11 protein-coding genes are annotated in these 15933 nt (G+C 40.3%); 9 read left to right on the forward strand and 2 right to left on the reverse strand.

Going from position 1 to position 15933, the window contains the following annotated elements:
* Positions 1-122: 122 nt before the first annotated feature.
* From ACFSR3_RS10735 to ACFSR3_RS10765, 7 genes are all read left to right on the forward strand, one after another.
* Complete coding sequence (locus ACFSR3_RS10735; protein ID WP_114759427.1) at positions 123-1154, forward strand: LacI family DNA-binding transcriptional regulator; 1032 nt, start codon at positions 123-125, stop codon at positions 1152-1154.
* Between the two features lie 203 nt (positions 1155-1357).
* Positions 1358-2722, forward strand: a complete 1365-nt coding sequence (locus ACFSR3_RS10740) for an MFS transporter (protein WP_379820959.1) — start codon at positions 1358-1360, stop codon at positions 2720-2722.
* A gap of 30 nt (positions 2723-2752) precedes the next feature.
* The gene (pgmB, locus tag ACFSR3_RS10745; protein ID WP_379820960.1) at positions 2753-3409 is read left to right on the forward strand and encodes a beta-phosphoglucomutase; all 657 of its coding nucleotides are present in this window, start codon (positions 2753-2755) and stop codon (positions 3407-3409) included.
* Position 3410: 1 nt separating this feature from the next.
* The gene (locus tag ACFSR3_RS10750; RefSeq protein ID WP_379820961.1) at positions 3411-5720 is read left to right on the forward strand and encodes a glycoside hydrolase family 65 protein; all 2310 of its coding nucleotides are present in this window, start codon (positions 3411-3413) and stop codon (positions 5718-5720) included.
* Between the two features lie 193 nt (positions 5721-5913).
* On the forward strand, positions 5914-7752 hold the full coding sequence (locus tag ACFSR3_RS10755; RefSeq protein ID WP_379820962.1) for a glycoside hydrolase family 13 protein: 1839 nt from the start codon (positions 5914-5916) through the stop codon (positions 7750-7752).
* Positions 7753-7861: 109 nt separating this feature from the next.
* Complete coding sequence (locus ACFSR3_RS10760) at positions 7862-9298, forward strand: alpha-amylase family glycosyl hydrolase (RefSeq protein ID WP_379820963.1); 1437 nt, start codon at positions 7862-7864, stop codon at positions 9296-9298.
* 79 nt (positions 9299-9377) lie between these two features.
* Entirely contained in the window at positions 9378-10550 is a 1173-nt protein-coding gene (locus ACFSR3_RS10765; protein WP_379820964.1) for a T9SS type A sorting domain-containing protein, read from the forward strand.
* 66 nt (positions 10551-10616) lie between these two features.
* Here the strand turns inward: ACFSR3_RS10765 and ACFSR3_RS10770 are convergent, their stop codons facing one another.
* On the reverse strand, positions 10617-12815 hold the full coding sequence (locus ACFSR3_RS10770) for a S8/S53 family peptidase (protein WP_379820965.1): 2199 nt from the start codon (positions 12813-12815) through the stop codon (positions 10617-10619).
* 18 nt (positions 12816-12833) lie between these two features.
* Positions 12834-13859, reverse strand: coding sequence for a hypothetical protein (locus tag ACFSR3_RS10775; RefSeq protein WP_379820966.1), 1026 nt, complete (start codon positions 13857-13859; stop codon positions 12834-12836).
* Between the two features lie 147 nt (positions 13860-14006).
* Here ACFSR3_RS10775 and ACFSR3_RS10780 point away from each other — a divergent pair, with 147 nt between their 5' ends.
* Both ACFSR3_RS10780 and ACFSR3_RS10785 read left to right on the forward strand, forming a co-directional pair.
* Positions 14007-14693, forward strand: a complete 687-nt coding sequence (locus ACFSR3_RS10780) for a glycerophosphodiester phosphodiesterase (RefSeq protein ID WP_379820967.1) — start codon at positions 14007-14009, stop codon at positions 14691-14693.
* The gene (locus ACFSR3_RS10785; protein WP_379820968.1) at positions 14690-15910 is read left to right on the forward strand and encodes a BaiN/RdsA family NAD(P)/FAD-dependent oxidoreductase; all 1221 of its coding nucleotides are present in this window, start codon (positions 14690-14692) and stop codon (positions 15908-15910) included. The genes ACFSR3_RS10780 and ACFSR3_RS10785 overlap by 4 nt, the downstream gene beginning before the upstream one ends.
* Positions 15911-15933: the final 23 nt, after the last annotated feature.

Consider the following 15933-nt stretch of genomic DNA (forward strand, 5'->3'; position numbering starts at 1 on the left):
GGTTAGCGACAACGTTTTCGTGTTGAAAACTTTCTATATTTTACAGGTTTTCAGTAAGATAATTGTTACTAATAAAATTAAAACCTATCTTTATTTCGAATACTATACTTTAACACGATTTTATGAAAAGAAAAGTAACTTTAAAACAGATAGCAAAAGAGCTCGATGTTTCTATTTCAACGGTGTCTAAAGCGTTGAGGAACAGTATAGAAATTAGTGAGGATACCCGTCAGAAAGTTCAGGCTTTTGCAAAGCTGTATAACTATAAGCCTAACAATATTGCCTTAAGCCTAAAAAATAAAAAAACAAAGACCATAGGGATTATAATTCCCGAGATAGTACACCACTTTTTTGCTACCGTAATCAGTGGAATTGAGCAGGTAGCAAATGAAAATGGATATAATGTAATTGTTTGTCTTTCTGATGAATCGTTTGATAAAGAAGTAATCAATATGGAGATGCTTGCCAACGGTAGTACCGACGGGTTTATCATGTCGCTTTCTAAAGAAACGCAACAGAAAAAAGACTTTCACCATATACAGGAAGTCATTAATCAGGGAATGCCTGTTGTAATGTTTGACAGGGTTACTAATGACGTGCTTTGTGACAAGGTGATCATAGATGATCAATTAGCGGCTTATGATGCTGTTGATTTTTTGGTGAGACAGGGCTTTAAGAATATTGGCCTTGTTACTACTGTTGATTACGTGAGCGTGGGTAAACTGCGTACAGAAGGGTACGTAAATGCACTTAACGACCATGATTTGCCTATTAACGATAACATAATTGTCAAAATTGAGGATATAGACAATTGCGCTGCTAAAATTGAAGCTATGCTGCAAAATAATAAGCCGGATGCGATTTTTGCAGTAAATGAGCTTTTTGCAGTAACCACTATAAAACTGGCTAACAAAATGGGGCTTAAAGTGCCTGAGGATATTTCAGTTATTGGTTTTACCGACGGAATCATTTCGCAATTCTCAACACCGACCATCACTACCGTGAGCCAGAATGGTATTAAAATGGGAGGCCGTGCTGCCAAAATGCTTATAGAACGCCTTGAAATGGAGGAAGAAGAGGATGGTAATGAACAATATCGTACTGAATTGATAGATACGCACCTTGTACACAGGGAATCTACGTCAACGTTGTAGTTGTCGTCAATATTCTTGTTTTCAGTGTTTTAAAAATTATAAATCCGGCTATGTGGCCGGATTTTTTTTGAGGCAAAATGTTTTTCGGATTAAAAAACAATTATCTTTGTTCTGATTATCAAAGCTTATACTTCACTTTCACCATAAGTTTTTGATAAGCACATAGCGCGCTTATCGTAGTTAATAACCATTAAAATACGATAATGGAAAAGCGTAAATTAGGTTTCTGGGAAATCTGGAACATGAGTTTCGGTTACCTGGGAATTCAAATGGGATTTGCCCTGCAAAATGCAAATGCCAGCAGGATACTTCAGATTTTTGGTGCCGATGTGCACAGCCTTTCCTGGTTTTGGATTATTCCGCCTCTTATGGGGCTTATTGTGCAGCCTATCATTGGTCATTACAGTGATACTACCTGGACACGTTTCGGACGCAGAAAGCCATACTTTTTAGTCGGGTCGCTTCTTGCGGCATTAGGATTGATATTTATGCCTCAGGCAGGAGCTCTGGCAGCAATGATGCCGGCTTTGTGGGTTGGTGCAGGTTTCCTTATGATTATGGATGCTTCCTTTAATGTAGCCATGGAGCCTTTTCGTGCTTTGGTTGCCGACATACTTCCGTCAGATCAAAGGACATTAGGTTTTAGCGTTCAGACTGCCCTTATTGGTTTTGGAGCTGTAATAGGTTCATGGCTTCCATATGCCCTGAGTAACTGGTTTGGTGTTTCAAGCGAGCCTGTTGCCGGAGGAGTACCATATCATCTTATTCTTTCTTTTATTATTGGCGCTATATGCCTTGTGGGTGCTGTATTGCTTACAATCACTACCACTAAGGAATATACCCCGGAAGAAATGGCTGCCTTTGAAAGTGAGGGGGAAGAAGGGATAGTTCCTGTAAATCCTAAGCTTACGGATATTTTTTCTGATTTTGCCAAAATGCCTAAAACGATGCGTCAGTTAAGCTGGGTGCAGTTTTTTTCATGGTTTGCGCTATTTGGTATGTGGGTATATGCTACCCCGGCCATTTCACATCATCTTTACGGAACACCTTTAAAAGAACTTAAAGATTTTACCGATCAGGAAAACGCATTGTATCAACAGGCAGGAGACTGGGTAGGTATCATCTTTGGGGTTTATAATGCTGTTTCGGCAGTAATCGCATTTTTCATTCCTGCTATTGCTAAAAAGATAGGACGTAAAAAGACACACTTCTTTGCCTTAATTATAGGCGGGCTGGGTCTTATCTCGGTATATTTTGTTCCGAACCCTAAATGGCTTATAGGTTCTATGATGGCTGTAGGTGTTGCCTGGGCAAGTATACTTGCTACTCCTTATGCAATACTTTCGGGTGCTATACCGGTAAAAAAGATGGGTGTCTACATGGGGATATTTAATTTCTTCATCGTAATACCGCAGATAGTCAACGCTCTGATAGGTGGGCTCATAGTAAAATACCTTTATCATGGTAATCCGATTTTTGCAATTGTAACAAGTGGTGTTGCCTTTATTATTGCAGCATTGTTTGTGATGAGAGTTAAAGATGTTGATGATGAAACCGTAATTCTATAATGGTTAAATACTAAATCAATCAAAAACATAATGAATCCAAAAGCATTTATATTCGACCTTGACGGGGTTATTGTTGATACTGCCAAGTACCATTACCTGGCGTGGCAAAAGATAGCCAACCGTTTAGGTATAGATTTTACACATGAGCATAACGAACTGCTCAAAGGCGTAAGCCGTATCCGTTCGCTGGATATTATCCTGGGGCTTGGCAATGTAGAAGCCTCCCAGGAAGATAAAGACAAATGGCTTGTTGAAAAAAATGAAGACTACCTGAACTACATTGTAAACATGAAGGAAGATGAGATTCTTCCGGGTGTGGTTAGAGTACTTCAGTATCTTAAAGATAACGGCCAGAAGATAGCACTTGGCTCTGCAAGTAAAAATGCAAGGCCAATATTGGAAAAAGTAGGTGTGCTTCACTTTTTTGATGCCATTGTAGATGGTAATGATGTTACCAACGCCAAGCCCGATCCCGAAGTTTTTTTGAGAGCGGCGCAACTGCTGGGTATCCCGGCAGACAAATCGATTGTATTTGAAGATGCCGTTGCGGGTATTCAGGCAGCCAATGCTGCTAAAATGGTAAGCATAGGGATAGGCGACGCTACAACGCTTAATGAAGCACAATACAACTTCAACGATTTTACAGAAATAAATACTGATTTTTTACAAACATTAGTCAATAAATAAGATGAACCAGGATTATATAGTGCCGGATAATTGGTCGGTAATAGAAGAGGGATTTGATGTAGAAAGAGTAAAGTCCTCAGAGAGTTTGTTCAGTATTGGTAACGGTGCTATGGGGCAGCGTGCTAATTTTGAAGAAAGCTACTCAGGGCATACTTTTCAGGGGAGCTATATAGCAGGTATTTATTACCCGGACAAAACAAAAGTGGGATGGTGGAAAAACGGCTATCCGGAATATTTTGCTAAAGTGCTTAATGCACCTAACTGGATAGGAATCAATATCACCATAAACGATGAAGTGCTTGACCTTAATGCATGTGCATCGGTTAAGAACTTTAAGCGTGAACTAAATATGAAAGAGGGTTGGTATAACCGTTCTTTCGAAGCTGTGCTACAAAACGGTACAGAAGTGAAAGTAAACGTTACACGATTCCTTTCGCTTGTAGCCGATGAGTTGGGAGTTATCAACTATCAGGTTACTCCGCTAAACAGAGCTGCACAGATTACATTCAGCCCTTATATTGATGCAGGTGTGCATAATGAAGATGCTAACTGGGAAGAGAAATTTTGGGAACCACTGGATGCTCAGTATAACGGTAACGAAGCTTTTGTAACAGCAAGGACTTTTAAGACACATTTTAATGCCACTACCTTTATGCACAACAGCATACTGCTTAATGGTGTGGCTACTGAGATACTTCCGGCTGATGTTGAAAAAACTATAGATAAAGTTACTTTTAGTTATACTATTGAGGCTAATCCTAAAGATACGGCTTCGGTTATCAAGTTTGGCGGTTATACCGTTTCACTTAACCATGCTAATGATAAACTGGTTGATGCCGCTAAAAATGTGATTGCCTCGGCAAAAGCCAAAGGTTATGATGCACTTTTGGATGAGCAGAAACAGGCATGGGCTTCTATTTGGGAAATGGCCGATATTACCATTGATGGCGACGTAAAAGCACAACAGGGTATCCGTTTCAATATTTTTCAGCTGAACCAGACGTATCTTGGTAAAGACCCGAGGCTGAACATAGGTCCTAAAGGATTTACCGGAGAGAAATATGGAGGTTCTACTTATTGGGATACCGAGGCGTATTGTATACCATTCTATATGGCGACCAAAGACCAACAGGTAGCACGTAACCTGCTTACGTATCGCTATAACCAACTGGATAAGGCAATTGAAAATGCTGCTAAGCTTGGTTTTACCAATGGTGCTGCTTTATACCCAATGGTTACCATGAATGGTGAAGAGTGCCATAATGAATGGGAAATTACTTTTGAGGAAATCCACCGTAATGGGGCTATAGCATTTGCTATTTATAATTACTACCGCTATACGGGAGATTATAGCTATATCCCTGAAAAAGGACTTGAGGTACTTATAGGTATTGCCCGTTTCTGGCATCAGAGGGCAACCTATTCGGCAAACAAGGATAAATATGTTATCCTTGGTGTAACCGGTCCTAATGAATATGAGAACAACGTAAACAATAACTTCTATACCAACTATATCGCTAAGTGGTGTATAGACTACACAGTTGAGCAGATAACAAGGGTTAAAGATGAATTTGCTGCCGATCACGATCGTATCATGGCTAAGGTAAACCTGAATGCTGAAGAAGTTAGGCAGTGGAAAAAAGTATCTGATAACATGTATTTCCCATACTCTGAAGAGTTTGGAGTATACCTGCAACAGGACGGTTTCCTTGATAAGGAGCTTGTAAAAGTAGCCGATCTTGATCGTAGTCAGCGTCCGATAAATCAGAAATGGTCGTGGGACAGGATATTGCGTTCGCCATACATCAAACAGGCCGATGTACTTCAGGGCTTCTATTTCTTTGAAGATCATTTTACTAAAGACCAGTTGGAGAAGCATTTTGATTTCTATGAGCCATTAACCGTACATGAATCGTCGCTATCGCCATGTGTACACTCTATACAGGCAGCAGTACTTGGCAGGATGGAACAGGCATATACATTCTACCTTAGAACATCGCGCCTTGACCTTGATGATTACAATAAAGAAGTTGAAGAGGGCTGTCATATTACCAGTATGGCCGGAACATGGATGAGTATTGTAGAAGGTTTTGGCGGAATGAGGGTAAAAGATGATACGCTGCATTTTGAGCCAAGGATACCGGAACAATGGAGTGGTTACTCTTTTAAAGTTAATTTCAGGAACCAGGTAGTGAAGATTGCTATACAGGCCGCAGAGACAAAACTTTCGTTGGAAGGAACACAGCCTGTTACCATTTATGTAAACGGAAAAGCTGTAACTGTAGAGCCAAATGCACTGGTGACAGTATAGGCCTCACCCCAACCCCTCTCCAAAGGAGAGGGGCTACCACTCAGATATTGTAATAATGGTGTTTCGAGTGAAGCTTTTCCCTCTCCTTTGGAGAGGGCTGGGGTGAGGAAAAAATAATAACCGTCATCTGCTCCCCTCTCCTTTGGAGAGTCCCGATAGCTATCGGGAGTGAGTGAGGACAAACAAACAACAAATGAAAAAACTACTTAGTCTTTTATTACTATTTGTGTCGGGTGTGAACTTCGCGCAGATACAAAAAACCGAGCCGCCATTCTGGTGGGCCGGGATGCACAATCCTGAACTGCAGATTATGTTCTACGGTAAGGATATTGCTAAATATGCACCATCGGTATCTAACAATGTTGTGATTACCAATGTGGTTAAAACTGAAAATCCGAACTATGTGTTTGTAACCATAGATACTAAAAATATACCGGCACAGGAGCTGACCTTTTCATTTAAGGATAAGAACAAAACCGCTTTTACCGAAAAGTATTCACTAAAGCAGCGTAAAGCAGGATCGGCTGAAAGGGAAAGTTATGATTCATCGGATATGATTTACCTTATTATGCCTGACCGTTTTGCTAACGGTAATCCTAATAACGATTCGGACAAATCTGTTACTGAAAAAGCCGATCGTAATAATCCCGGAGGCCGCCACGGTGGTGATATTGAAGGGATAATAAAAAATCTTGATTATCTTCAGGAACTTGGTGCTACGGCTTTATGGAGCACGCCACTTTGTGAGGACAATGACAAACAGCATTCGTATCACGGATATGGTCAGAGCGATGTGTACAAAATAGATCCTCGCTACGGGACTAACGAAGACTACGTTCGCCTTTCGGCAGAACTGAAAAAAAGAGGAATGAAGCTGGTGTTGGATTATGTAACGAACCACTGGGGTGCAGAACACTGGATGTATAAAGACCTGCCAACGTATGAGTGGGTTCACCAGTTCCCGGGTTACTCGCAGTCAAACTATCGTATGACGACACAATTTGATCCGAATGCTTCTAAAACAGATGCAAGACAGTGTATGGACGGATGGTTTGTACCATCGATGCCCGACCTGAATCAAAGCAATCCTTTAGTATTAAAATATCTTACGCAAAATGCTATCTGGTGGATTGAATATGCTGATTTGGGTGGTTTCCGTGTAGATACTTATTCGTATAATGATAAGGCTGGTATTGCCAAATGGACAAAAGCAATTACCGATGAGTATCCGTATTTCAATATTGTTGGAGAAGTATGGATGCACGATCAGGCGCAAATGGCTTATTGGCAAAAAGACAGCAAGATCGCTGCGATACAAAGCTACAATTCTTACCTGCCAAGTGTAATGGACTTTACCCTTCATGATGCTTTTGGCAATGTTTTCAACGAAGACAAATCAGGTTGGGACAGTGGTATGCAAAAAGTGTATGACAATTTCACAAATGACTTTTTATACCCTAACATCAATAACATACTGACGTTTGCTGAGAATCATGATACAGGACGTTTTAACGAAATCTATAAAGGAGATTTCAACAAATACAAAATGGCAATGACAATACTGGCTACGGTTAGGGGTATTCCGCAATTGTATTATGGTAGTGAGATTGGTATGGCTGGAGACAAAGGCAAAGGTGATGCCGATATCCGCAGGGATTTCCCTGGTGGATGGGCAGGCGACAGTAATAATGCCTTTACCAAAGCCGGGCGTACTGCCGAACAACAAAAATTCTTTGAGGTTACCTCTAAGCTTTTCACATGGAGAAAAGGCAAAGATGTTATCCACAATGGAAAGATGATGCATTACTTACCACATGATAATGTGTATGTATACTTTAGATATAATGATAAGGAAACAGTTATGGTAATCATCAACAACAGTAACGAATCAAAGACTTTTGGTACGGCACGTTTTGGCGAAAGCCTGAAAAACTACACATCGGGTACAGATGTGGTGACGGGTAAAGACATAAATGTGAAAAGCGATATTACCGTAGAGCCGAAATCGGCACTGGTGTTAGAATTGAAATAAAAACAATGTTTAACTACGAGGTGCACTAAGGTGGCACAATGTTCACAAAGCGTTGTGTTCTTAGTGAAAACCTTTGAGTCCTTTGTGGTTAAAGAAATAAAGAATATATATGAAAAAAACGCTTCTTTTAGCTATAGTGCTTACGGCTTTCATAAGCTGTAAAGACGATAAAAAAGCTGCTGAACAACCTGAAATGGCTCAGGTCGAAACCCTTGCTCCGGTAAGCGATGCGATGATGGAGAATGCTGTAATTTATGAAGCTAACATCCGTAACTATTCGCCGGAAGGAACTTTCAATGCTTTTACAAAAGACATTCCGCACTTAAAAGAATTAGGTGTAAAAGTGCTTTGGGTTATGCCGGTTTATCCTATTTCACTGAAAAGGAGAAAAGCGACAGGCGACCTTTCGATAGAAGATATTAAAGATCCGAAAGAGCGGGAAAAATATTTGGGCAGCTATTATGCCATTAGTGACTATACCGCTGTGAATCCGGATTTAGGTACCAAAGAAGATTTTGACAAGCTGGTAAAAACGGCTCACGAAAATGGGATGTATGTTATTCTTGACTGGGTGGCAAATCATACCGGATGGGATCATAAATGGATTACAGAGCATCCTGAATATTACCATAAAAATGCCAAAGGTGAAGTAACTGATCCTCTTGATCCTAAAACGGGAAAACCTTGGGGATGGACTGATGTTGCTCACCTTGACTATACAAGCAAAGTGCTGTATGAGCCAATGAAGAACGAAATGGAATATTGGGTAAAAAATCATAATATTGATGGGTTCCGTTGTGATGTAGCCGATAATGTTCCTACCGAATTCTGGCAATATGCGATTCCGAAACTAAAAGAGGTTAAGCCTGTTTTTATGTTGATGGAATCGGAAAAACCATACTTGTTTAAAGGAATATTCGATATGGGGTACAACTGGCCGGTTCACCATATGATGAATGATATTGCTAAAGGTAAAAAGACCGTAAAAGATCTTGATGGACTTTTAGCTAAAAGGGCAACGGAGTTTAAAAAAGAGGATATTTGGATGAATTTTACATCCAATCATGACGAGAATGCATGGAACGGTACCGAATATGAAAGAATGGGTGAGGGGGCTGAGGCTTTTGCAGCACTAACCTACATCATGCCGGGTATGCCACTTATCTATACCGGTCAGGAATATGACTTTAACCGTCGCCTTAAATTCTTTGAGAAGGATGAGATTACACATCAAAAGGGCAAAATGTATCCCGTTTATGAAAAACTTGGTAAGCTGAAAAATACGAATGCTGCACTTAACGGGGGGAAGAAACCGGCAGCTTATAACAGGATTGCGACATCTGCCGATACTCATATTCTTGCTTTTGACAGGGAGAACGGAAAAGATAAGGTGGTTTATATTGCGAATCTTTCGGCGAAACCGCAAGCATTTACCGCTCCGGTAGAAGGTGAATATACCAACTATATGAGCGGACAAAAAGTAACCCTGGCCAAAGGACAGCAATTTAGATTCAAGCCTTGGGAATACTGGGTGCTTGTAAAATAAGATTATAATACACAGGCCTGTCGGCATTTTTGACGGGCCTGCCATTTGAATACCTATTGTTAACTTAAAAAATTTTTTAATGATGAAAAAATTACTTTTGTTTTGGGCAGTATTCTTGGCGGGTACTGCAATGATGTTTGCCCAGTTTCCTAATATTGGGATATTAGGAAGTTCTACTCCTGTAGGTTGGGAGACAGATCTGGATATGACCACAACAGATGGGGTCATATACACTTATAATAATCTTGTTATTGTTGTTCCTTCATCCGATCCGGGGGTAAAATTCAGGCAGGATGATGCCTGGACTATAAACTGGGGAGGATCGGGTTTTCCGAACGGGACTGCAACTACAGGGGGTAATCCTCCAAATATTCCCGCAACAAACGGCACGTACAATGTAACTTTTAATCTTACTACACTGGCTTATAGTTTTGTACCTGTAGGTGTTGAAATTCCGGAAGTGATGTTGAATGGTGAAGGGGTGTCAGTAAGTCTTTCCAGCACTGATGGAGTTCACTATAGTGCCAAAAATGTTTCAATTCCTGAAACTACCGTGTCTTTTTCTATAGATGATACAGGTATGGGGTGGGGTAGTTCAGCATTTCCTTCGGGTACTGCCGTACAGGGAAGCAATATCCCTGTGCCAGCAAATATGTATAATGTTACCTTTAATTTAGAAACAAAAGCATATGATTTTGATTTCGTAATTATCAGCATGATAGGCCTTGGAATAGTTACTGAAGATCCGGGGTGGGTAACAGATGTTGATATGAGCACTACAGATGGCGTTAATTATACGCTTTCTAATTTTAATTTTCCGGGAGGTGAAGGCAAGTTCAGATTTGACCATGACTGGGGCCTGGCTTGGGGGAGTGCTGATTTTCCATCAGGAACAGCTACATCGGAACAGGGTGGGCCTAACCTGAATATTACTGCCGGCGCGTGGGATGTTGCCTTTAACAGAGAAACGGGTGCATACTCGTTTACAACACCTGTAGCAGGAGTTAATGAGTTTGCTTTTAATGGTATTTCGGTTTATCCTAACCCAACACAAAATAATTGGAACTTTGTTGTAGAAGGAATGGTGATAGACCAGTTGGCTATTGTAGATGTTACCGGTAAAACAGTATTTGCTTCACAACTTAATGCTTCGGCAGCGACTATAAATGCCGAAGGCTTTGCACTGGGTATGTACTTTGCAAAACTAACATCGGGCAGCGCGGTTAAGACCGTAAAGATTATTAGAAAATAGTTTTTTCTTTTTCATAATGAGGAAGCATCCGCCGTGGCGGATGCTTTTTTTTATTATTTGCTAGGATTATTTACTTATGATAAGTTTTTCATAGAAAGATTTTCCGGTGTTATTGATTGCTTCAATAACATAAATCCCATTTTCCAGAGTACTTACTTCAAGAAGGTAAATATTGTTATTTGCCAATTTTGAGTCAATAGCCTTGCCGTCAATACTGCTGAGGTTTATTTTATTTATAATTCCTTCATTTATTTTTATAGTAACAGTATTGTTTGCGGGGTTAGGATATAGCAATAATCCTTTGTCACTATAATTTTTGGTATTATCGGTTTCTTCTTGTTCCATTGCCATACGACCGCTGCTGGCTGGAGGTAATGAGATAATGCCACAATCGCCTATTTCGGCTAATAAAAATGAACCTTCTGTTGCTAAAAATCCTTCAGAGAACTGGATGAAGTTTCCTGCACGGTAATATGCTGTAGCACCATTATTAATACTATTGTTTGCCGTAATGGTTTCAATACTATGCTTTACGTCATTTTCACCGGTCAGCACCTGTTCGGTGACAGTAATGTCAGTTGTTGATGCCGTACAGGCAATTATACCGGTAACTATTAATGAATAATTCTGAGAGCCTCCCGTGAGTGTTCCGGCATGTGATATTGTTACTGTATATACACCTGATGGATTGGTGATATCTACTCTCTCGTAAGGGTCTACAATATTGTTTCCAGTTGTAGAAGTAGATGGTGATGTTAACATATATGGCAAAAACACATTACCATTTTGCGTTACTTTTACGTTCAGGTCATTTATAAGTAAAGGAGTACTGTTATTTGCTACAGGGTTGTCTATTGTAGGTATTAGTTCTGAGAGGCCGGGCCTGTCTGTCCATGAAATAGATACCATAAGAGGACTAGAGCCATCAGAGAGGACATTGAAAGAAAAGGATTCTGAATTTTGAAGCACATTTTCTGAAATTGAAGAATATGCCCCTTTGTCTGTTATGGCCTGAGCTGCTCGGAGTGAGTTTAAAAGGCCCCAGCCGGATCTTGAATCGGGCCCCGGGACATCAATATCATCTGCGGTATGCATAGCCAGGCCTTTTAAGGTTGCAGCTTTCATGAAATTACCTCCATTAAGGTTTTTATAATGCTGCTGTAATAATAATAGAGATCCTGTAACATTTGGTGCTGAAAATGAAGTCCCGGTAGAATTAAGCGGTGGTGAATAGCTTGAGTCAGTTATAGAGCTGGCATTGGTAACCAGATAGCCATTTCCTGTAATATCAGGTTTAATCCTAAGGTCATCTGTAGGCCCCGGAGTACTTGTCTCCCAAATTACAGGAATACTTATCAGTTCTCCATCAGCATTTACAGTTGCATCAACGGCATTAGCAACAACCAGTGAGTTTTTAGAGGTTGCACCAAAGCCAGTAAGTTTATCATAGGTTGAACCTGCACCAGGCATAGGTACACTGTTGTAATCTACCGAGCCGGCATTACCGGCAGAAAATACTGCAAGATAATGAGGAGCGTTAAACATTATATCATCCCAATCTTGAGATAAGAAATCGTATGCTCCAAATTTCCAATCGTACAGATAAGTCGGGCTTTGTCCATAGGAATGATTGGATAACAACAAACCATTGGCTGCCTCAGTTGTTGCTTCAACAAAATCTTCAACGTAGTCATAACTAATTGCAGTTGCAGCCGGAGCCATACCTTTAGCAATAGGATTTTCTCCTTCTGATATCATAATGCCAGTAACCTGAGTAGCATGGAATGAAACGGAATTGACATTAATGTAAGGATCTCCATAGATAATTCTCGAACTTTGACCAGGAGCATTAAATTCCTGGTGTGTTGCACTTGCCATTTTAATATCCCACACTCCCACGCGCATGTCTTCTCCATTTAGGTCTAAATTTAAGCCTCCTCCCGTATTTAAAAAATTAGTACGGGTAGATATTGCGGCAGCTACAGTGCTATCAATGGTATAATATACCGGAGAATTACCTTCAACATCAATAAGCACACTTGTAACCTGTCCGTCACTGTCTACTGTTGTTACCGGCCAGCCATATATTGCTGCCTGCTGTAATGCGTACTGTCTTTTTGTTTCATATTTGTTCTTAAGATTGTCAGCTAACTTACTCAGATATACGAGGTCATAATCTTTAATAATGCGTTCTCTTTCTTTTGGTGTTTGCGCAAAAGATAATGAGGCAATAAGGAGAAAAGCAGTAGTATGTAAAATTTTCATATAGTTGGATGTATTAGATTATTGTTTAGCCAGTATCTGTTTCATCTGGGCTTTAAGTTCGTCTATTTCCTTTTGTTGCTGTATAAGATATAAGGTTAGCTCTTCAATTTTTTCCTGTTGTATTTTTGCCATCTCACCTATAGAGATTCCATCTGTTTCAACCTGTTTTGCTGAAGGGACATTCGGAAGATGTCCATTTTTGTCTATAAAACATTCTACTTCCTTAAGTGATAGAAGAGGATAGGTGTCTTCAAAAACATAATCGGCCCAGGATGTGGCAACCCTTACTTCAGTAGCCAATACACCACCATTTACAAATAATTTGTAATTATTCACATTTATGCTTCCGGCTGTTGCAGGAAAAGTCGTTACGCCACCAATACCTACTTTTCCGTTTAGTTTCAGTTGGTCCGCCGCAAAATTACCCCATATCAATGGAGTTGAGGTGCTGGTGTTGTCAATGAAAAGTAAGTCACTTCCAACAGAGTTTGTTCCTGCGCCCTTTCCTATAAAAACATTATTTGATCCTGTATTATTATTGCCGGCTGCATATCCTATAGATAAATTAAAAGAGCCATTAACTCCCGTTCCGCTGGCACAATATTTTCCTATATAAATGTTTCCGGATCCGCTAGTGTTACTGGTAGCTACTATGTTACCGATAAAAACGTTATCATTTCCAGAGGTGTTTGAAGTAGAAGTGTTTCCTAAAAAAGTGTTATATGACCCGGTGGTGTTATTTCCGCTTCCAACAATAACATTGGTGGTTCCAGTTGAATTTGCAGTGCCTACATTATATCCGACAAATGTATTTGCACTACCCGAAGTAGTATTAAATCCTGCTCTGTATCCTATAAAAGTATTAGCAGTAGAGGTAGCGCTTATACCAGCACTCGAACCATAAAAAGTGCTCCCCGTTCCTCCCATAACTCCTGCGCCTGAACCACCGCTGGTAACGGTTGAACTTGAAATTACATTTTGTGCATTTGCAGCAATAATGCCTCCTGCAAGCACTAGGCCTGCAAATAGTTTTTTTGTTTTCACTGTTTTGATAATTAATTGGTTGAGTTTAAAGATAATGATTTATTTGTAAGAATAATGGATGATTTTTTTGTTTTTTGAGATAGGAAGGTTTTATACTTTCGCTATCGCATTTTGATTATCATTATCTTTACAAAAAATCTATTCACTATGGCGGCACTATTAAAAATTGGGCACCGAGGTGCCAAAGGTCACGTAGCCGAAAATACGCTTGCTTCGTTTGAAAAGGCATTAGAAATGGGTGTTGATGGTATTGAGCTTGATGTGCATGTATGTGCAACCGGAGAATTGGTAGTTATCCATGATTTTACTGTAGACCGCACTACAAATGGTACCGGTGAAGTTAATAAAATGACGCTTGCCGAACTGAAGCACTTAGTAGTGGATGGACATTATGAAATACCCCTGCTTAGTGAAGTGATGACTTTATGCAAAGGCCGTTGTTTTGTAAATATTGAAATGAAAGGCCGCCACACTGCACAGCCGGTTTCCATTTTTATGGAGCATTTGGTAAATGAAGAGGGGTGGAGCTATGATGATTTTATAGTGTCGAGTTTTCAGCGTGAAGAGTTGCTGATAATGAATGAGATTAATAAAAATATACCACTTGGTGTATTAACACAGGCCAGTGTTACCCAGGCGTGGGAATGGGCACAGGAGTTTTCTGCAAAAGCCATACATCCCCACTACAGCCTCCTTACCGAAAGCAATGTGAAAAAAGCACAGCAGGCAGGATTAAAAGTGCATACCTGGACCATAAATGATAAAGAAGATATTGAACGCATAAAAGGATATAATGTTGATGGCATTATAACTGATTTTCCTGAGTTACTATGAGTAAGAGTTTTGATGTGATTGTTGCAGGCGGTGGTGCAGCAGGTTTTTTTACAGCCATAAATATTGCGGAGGCCAATCCGAAATTAAAGATAGCGATACTGGAACGCGGAAAAGAAGTGCTTTCCAAAGTGCGCATCTCAGGAGGTGGCAGATGCAATGTTACACATGCCTGTTTTATTCCTAATGACCTGGTGAAATTTTACCCGAGAGGGGAGAAGGAGCTGAAAGGCCCTTTTAATCGTTTTTGCTCAGGAGATACCATTGAGTGGTTTGACCGTCATGGTGTAGAACTCAAAATTGAGGAAGACGGACGTATGTTTCCGGTAACGGACAGTTCGCAAACCATTATCGATTGTTTTTTGGAAGCTTCTAAAAAACTTGGGATTCAGATTATAATGGGTGAGAGTATTAAATCATTATACAGAGCTGACAGCCATTGGAAGATTGAAACCAATAAAGAGGTTTTTCTTGCCGAAAAACTGGTAATGGCTACCGGTAGCAATCCTAAAATGTGGGATATGCTTGCCGAAATGGGGCACACTATTGTTTCTCCCGTACCATCACTGTTTACGTTTAATATAAAAGACCCAAGGATAAAAGATTTAATGGGTGTTTCGGCACAGGCATCAGTTAAGGTAAAAGGAACTAAGCTGCAGGCTGCCGGCCCTTTACTTATAACCCACTGGGGGATGAGTGGCCCTGCGATACTACGCGTGTCGGCTTGGGGAGCACGGGAATTGTTTGATAAGAATTATCAATTTACGCTTCAGGTAAACTGGCTGAAAGACTTTACTACAGTTGAATGCGAAGAAGAACTTAAAGAGTTGAAAGAACAACAGCCTAAAAAGACTGTTGCTAAACAATCGCCATATGATTTCCCGAATCGCTTATGGCAAAGCCTGGTCAATGCAGCAGGAATCCAGCCCGAGACCCGTTGGGCCGACCTGAGCAAAAAACAATTGAAGGCATTAGCCGAACAACTGACAAATGGTGAATACCAGGTGAACGGTAAGAGCACTTTTAAAGAGGAGTTTGTTACTGCGGGTGGAATTGACCTGAAAGAGGTTAATTTCAAGACGATGGAGAGCAAGTTGCTTCCGGACATGTATTTTGCAGGGGAAGTTCTAAATATTGATGCCATTACCGGAGGTTTCAACTTTCAGAATGCATGGACGGGCGGTTATATAGCTGCCCAAAGCATTGTTGAAAAATTTTAGTTATGTAAGAATTGATTGATTTG

The organism is Flavobacterium suzhouense (assembly GCF_042684765.1).
GTDB lineage: Bacteria > Bacteroidota > Bacteroidia > Flavobacteriales > Flavobacteriaceae > Flavobacterium > Flavobacterium suzhouense.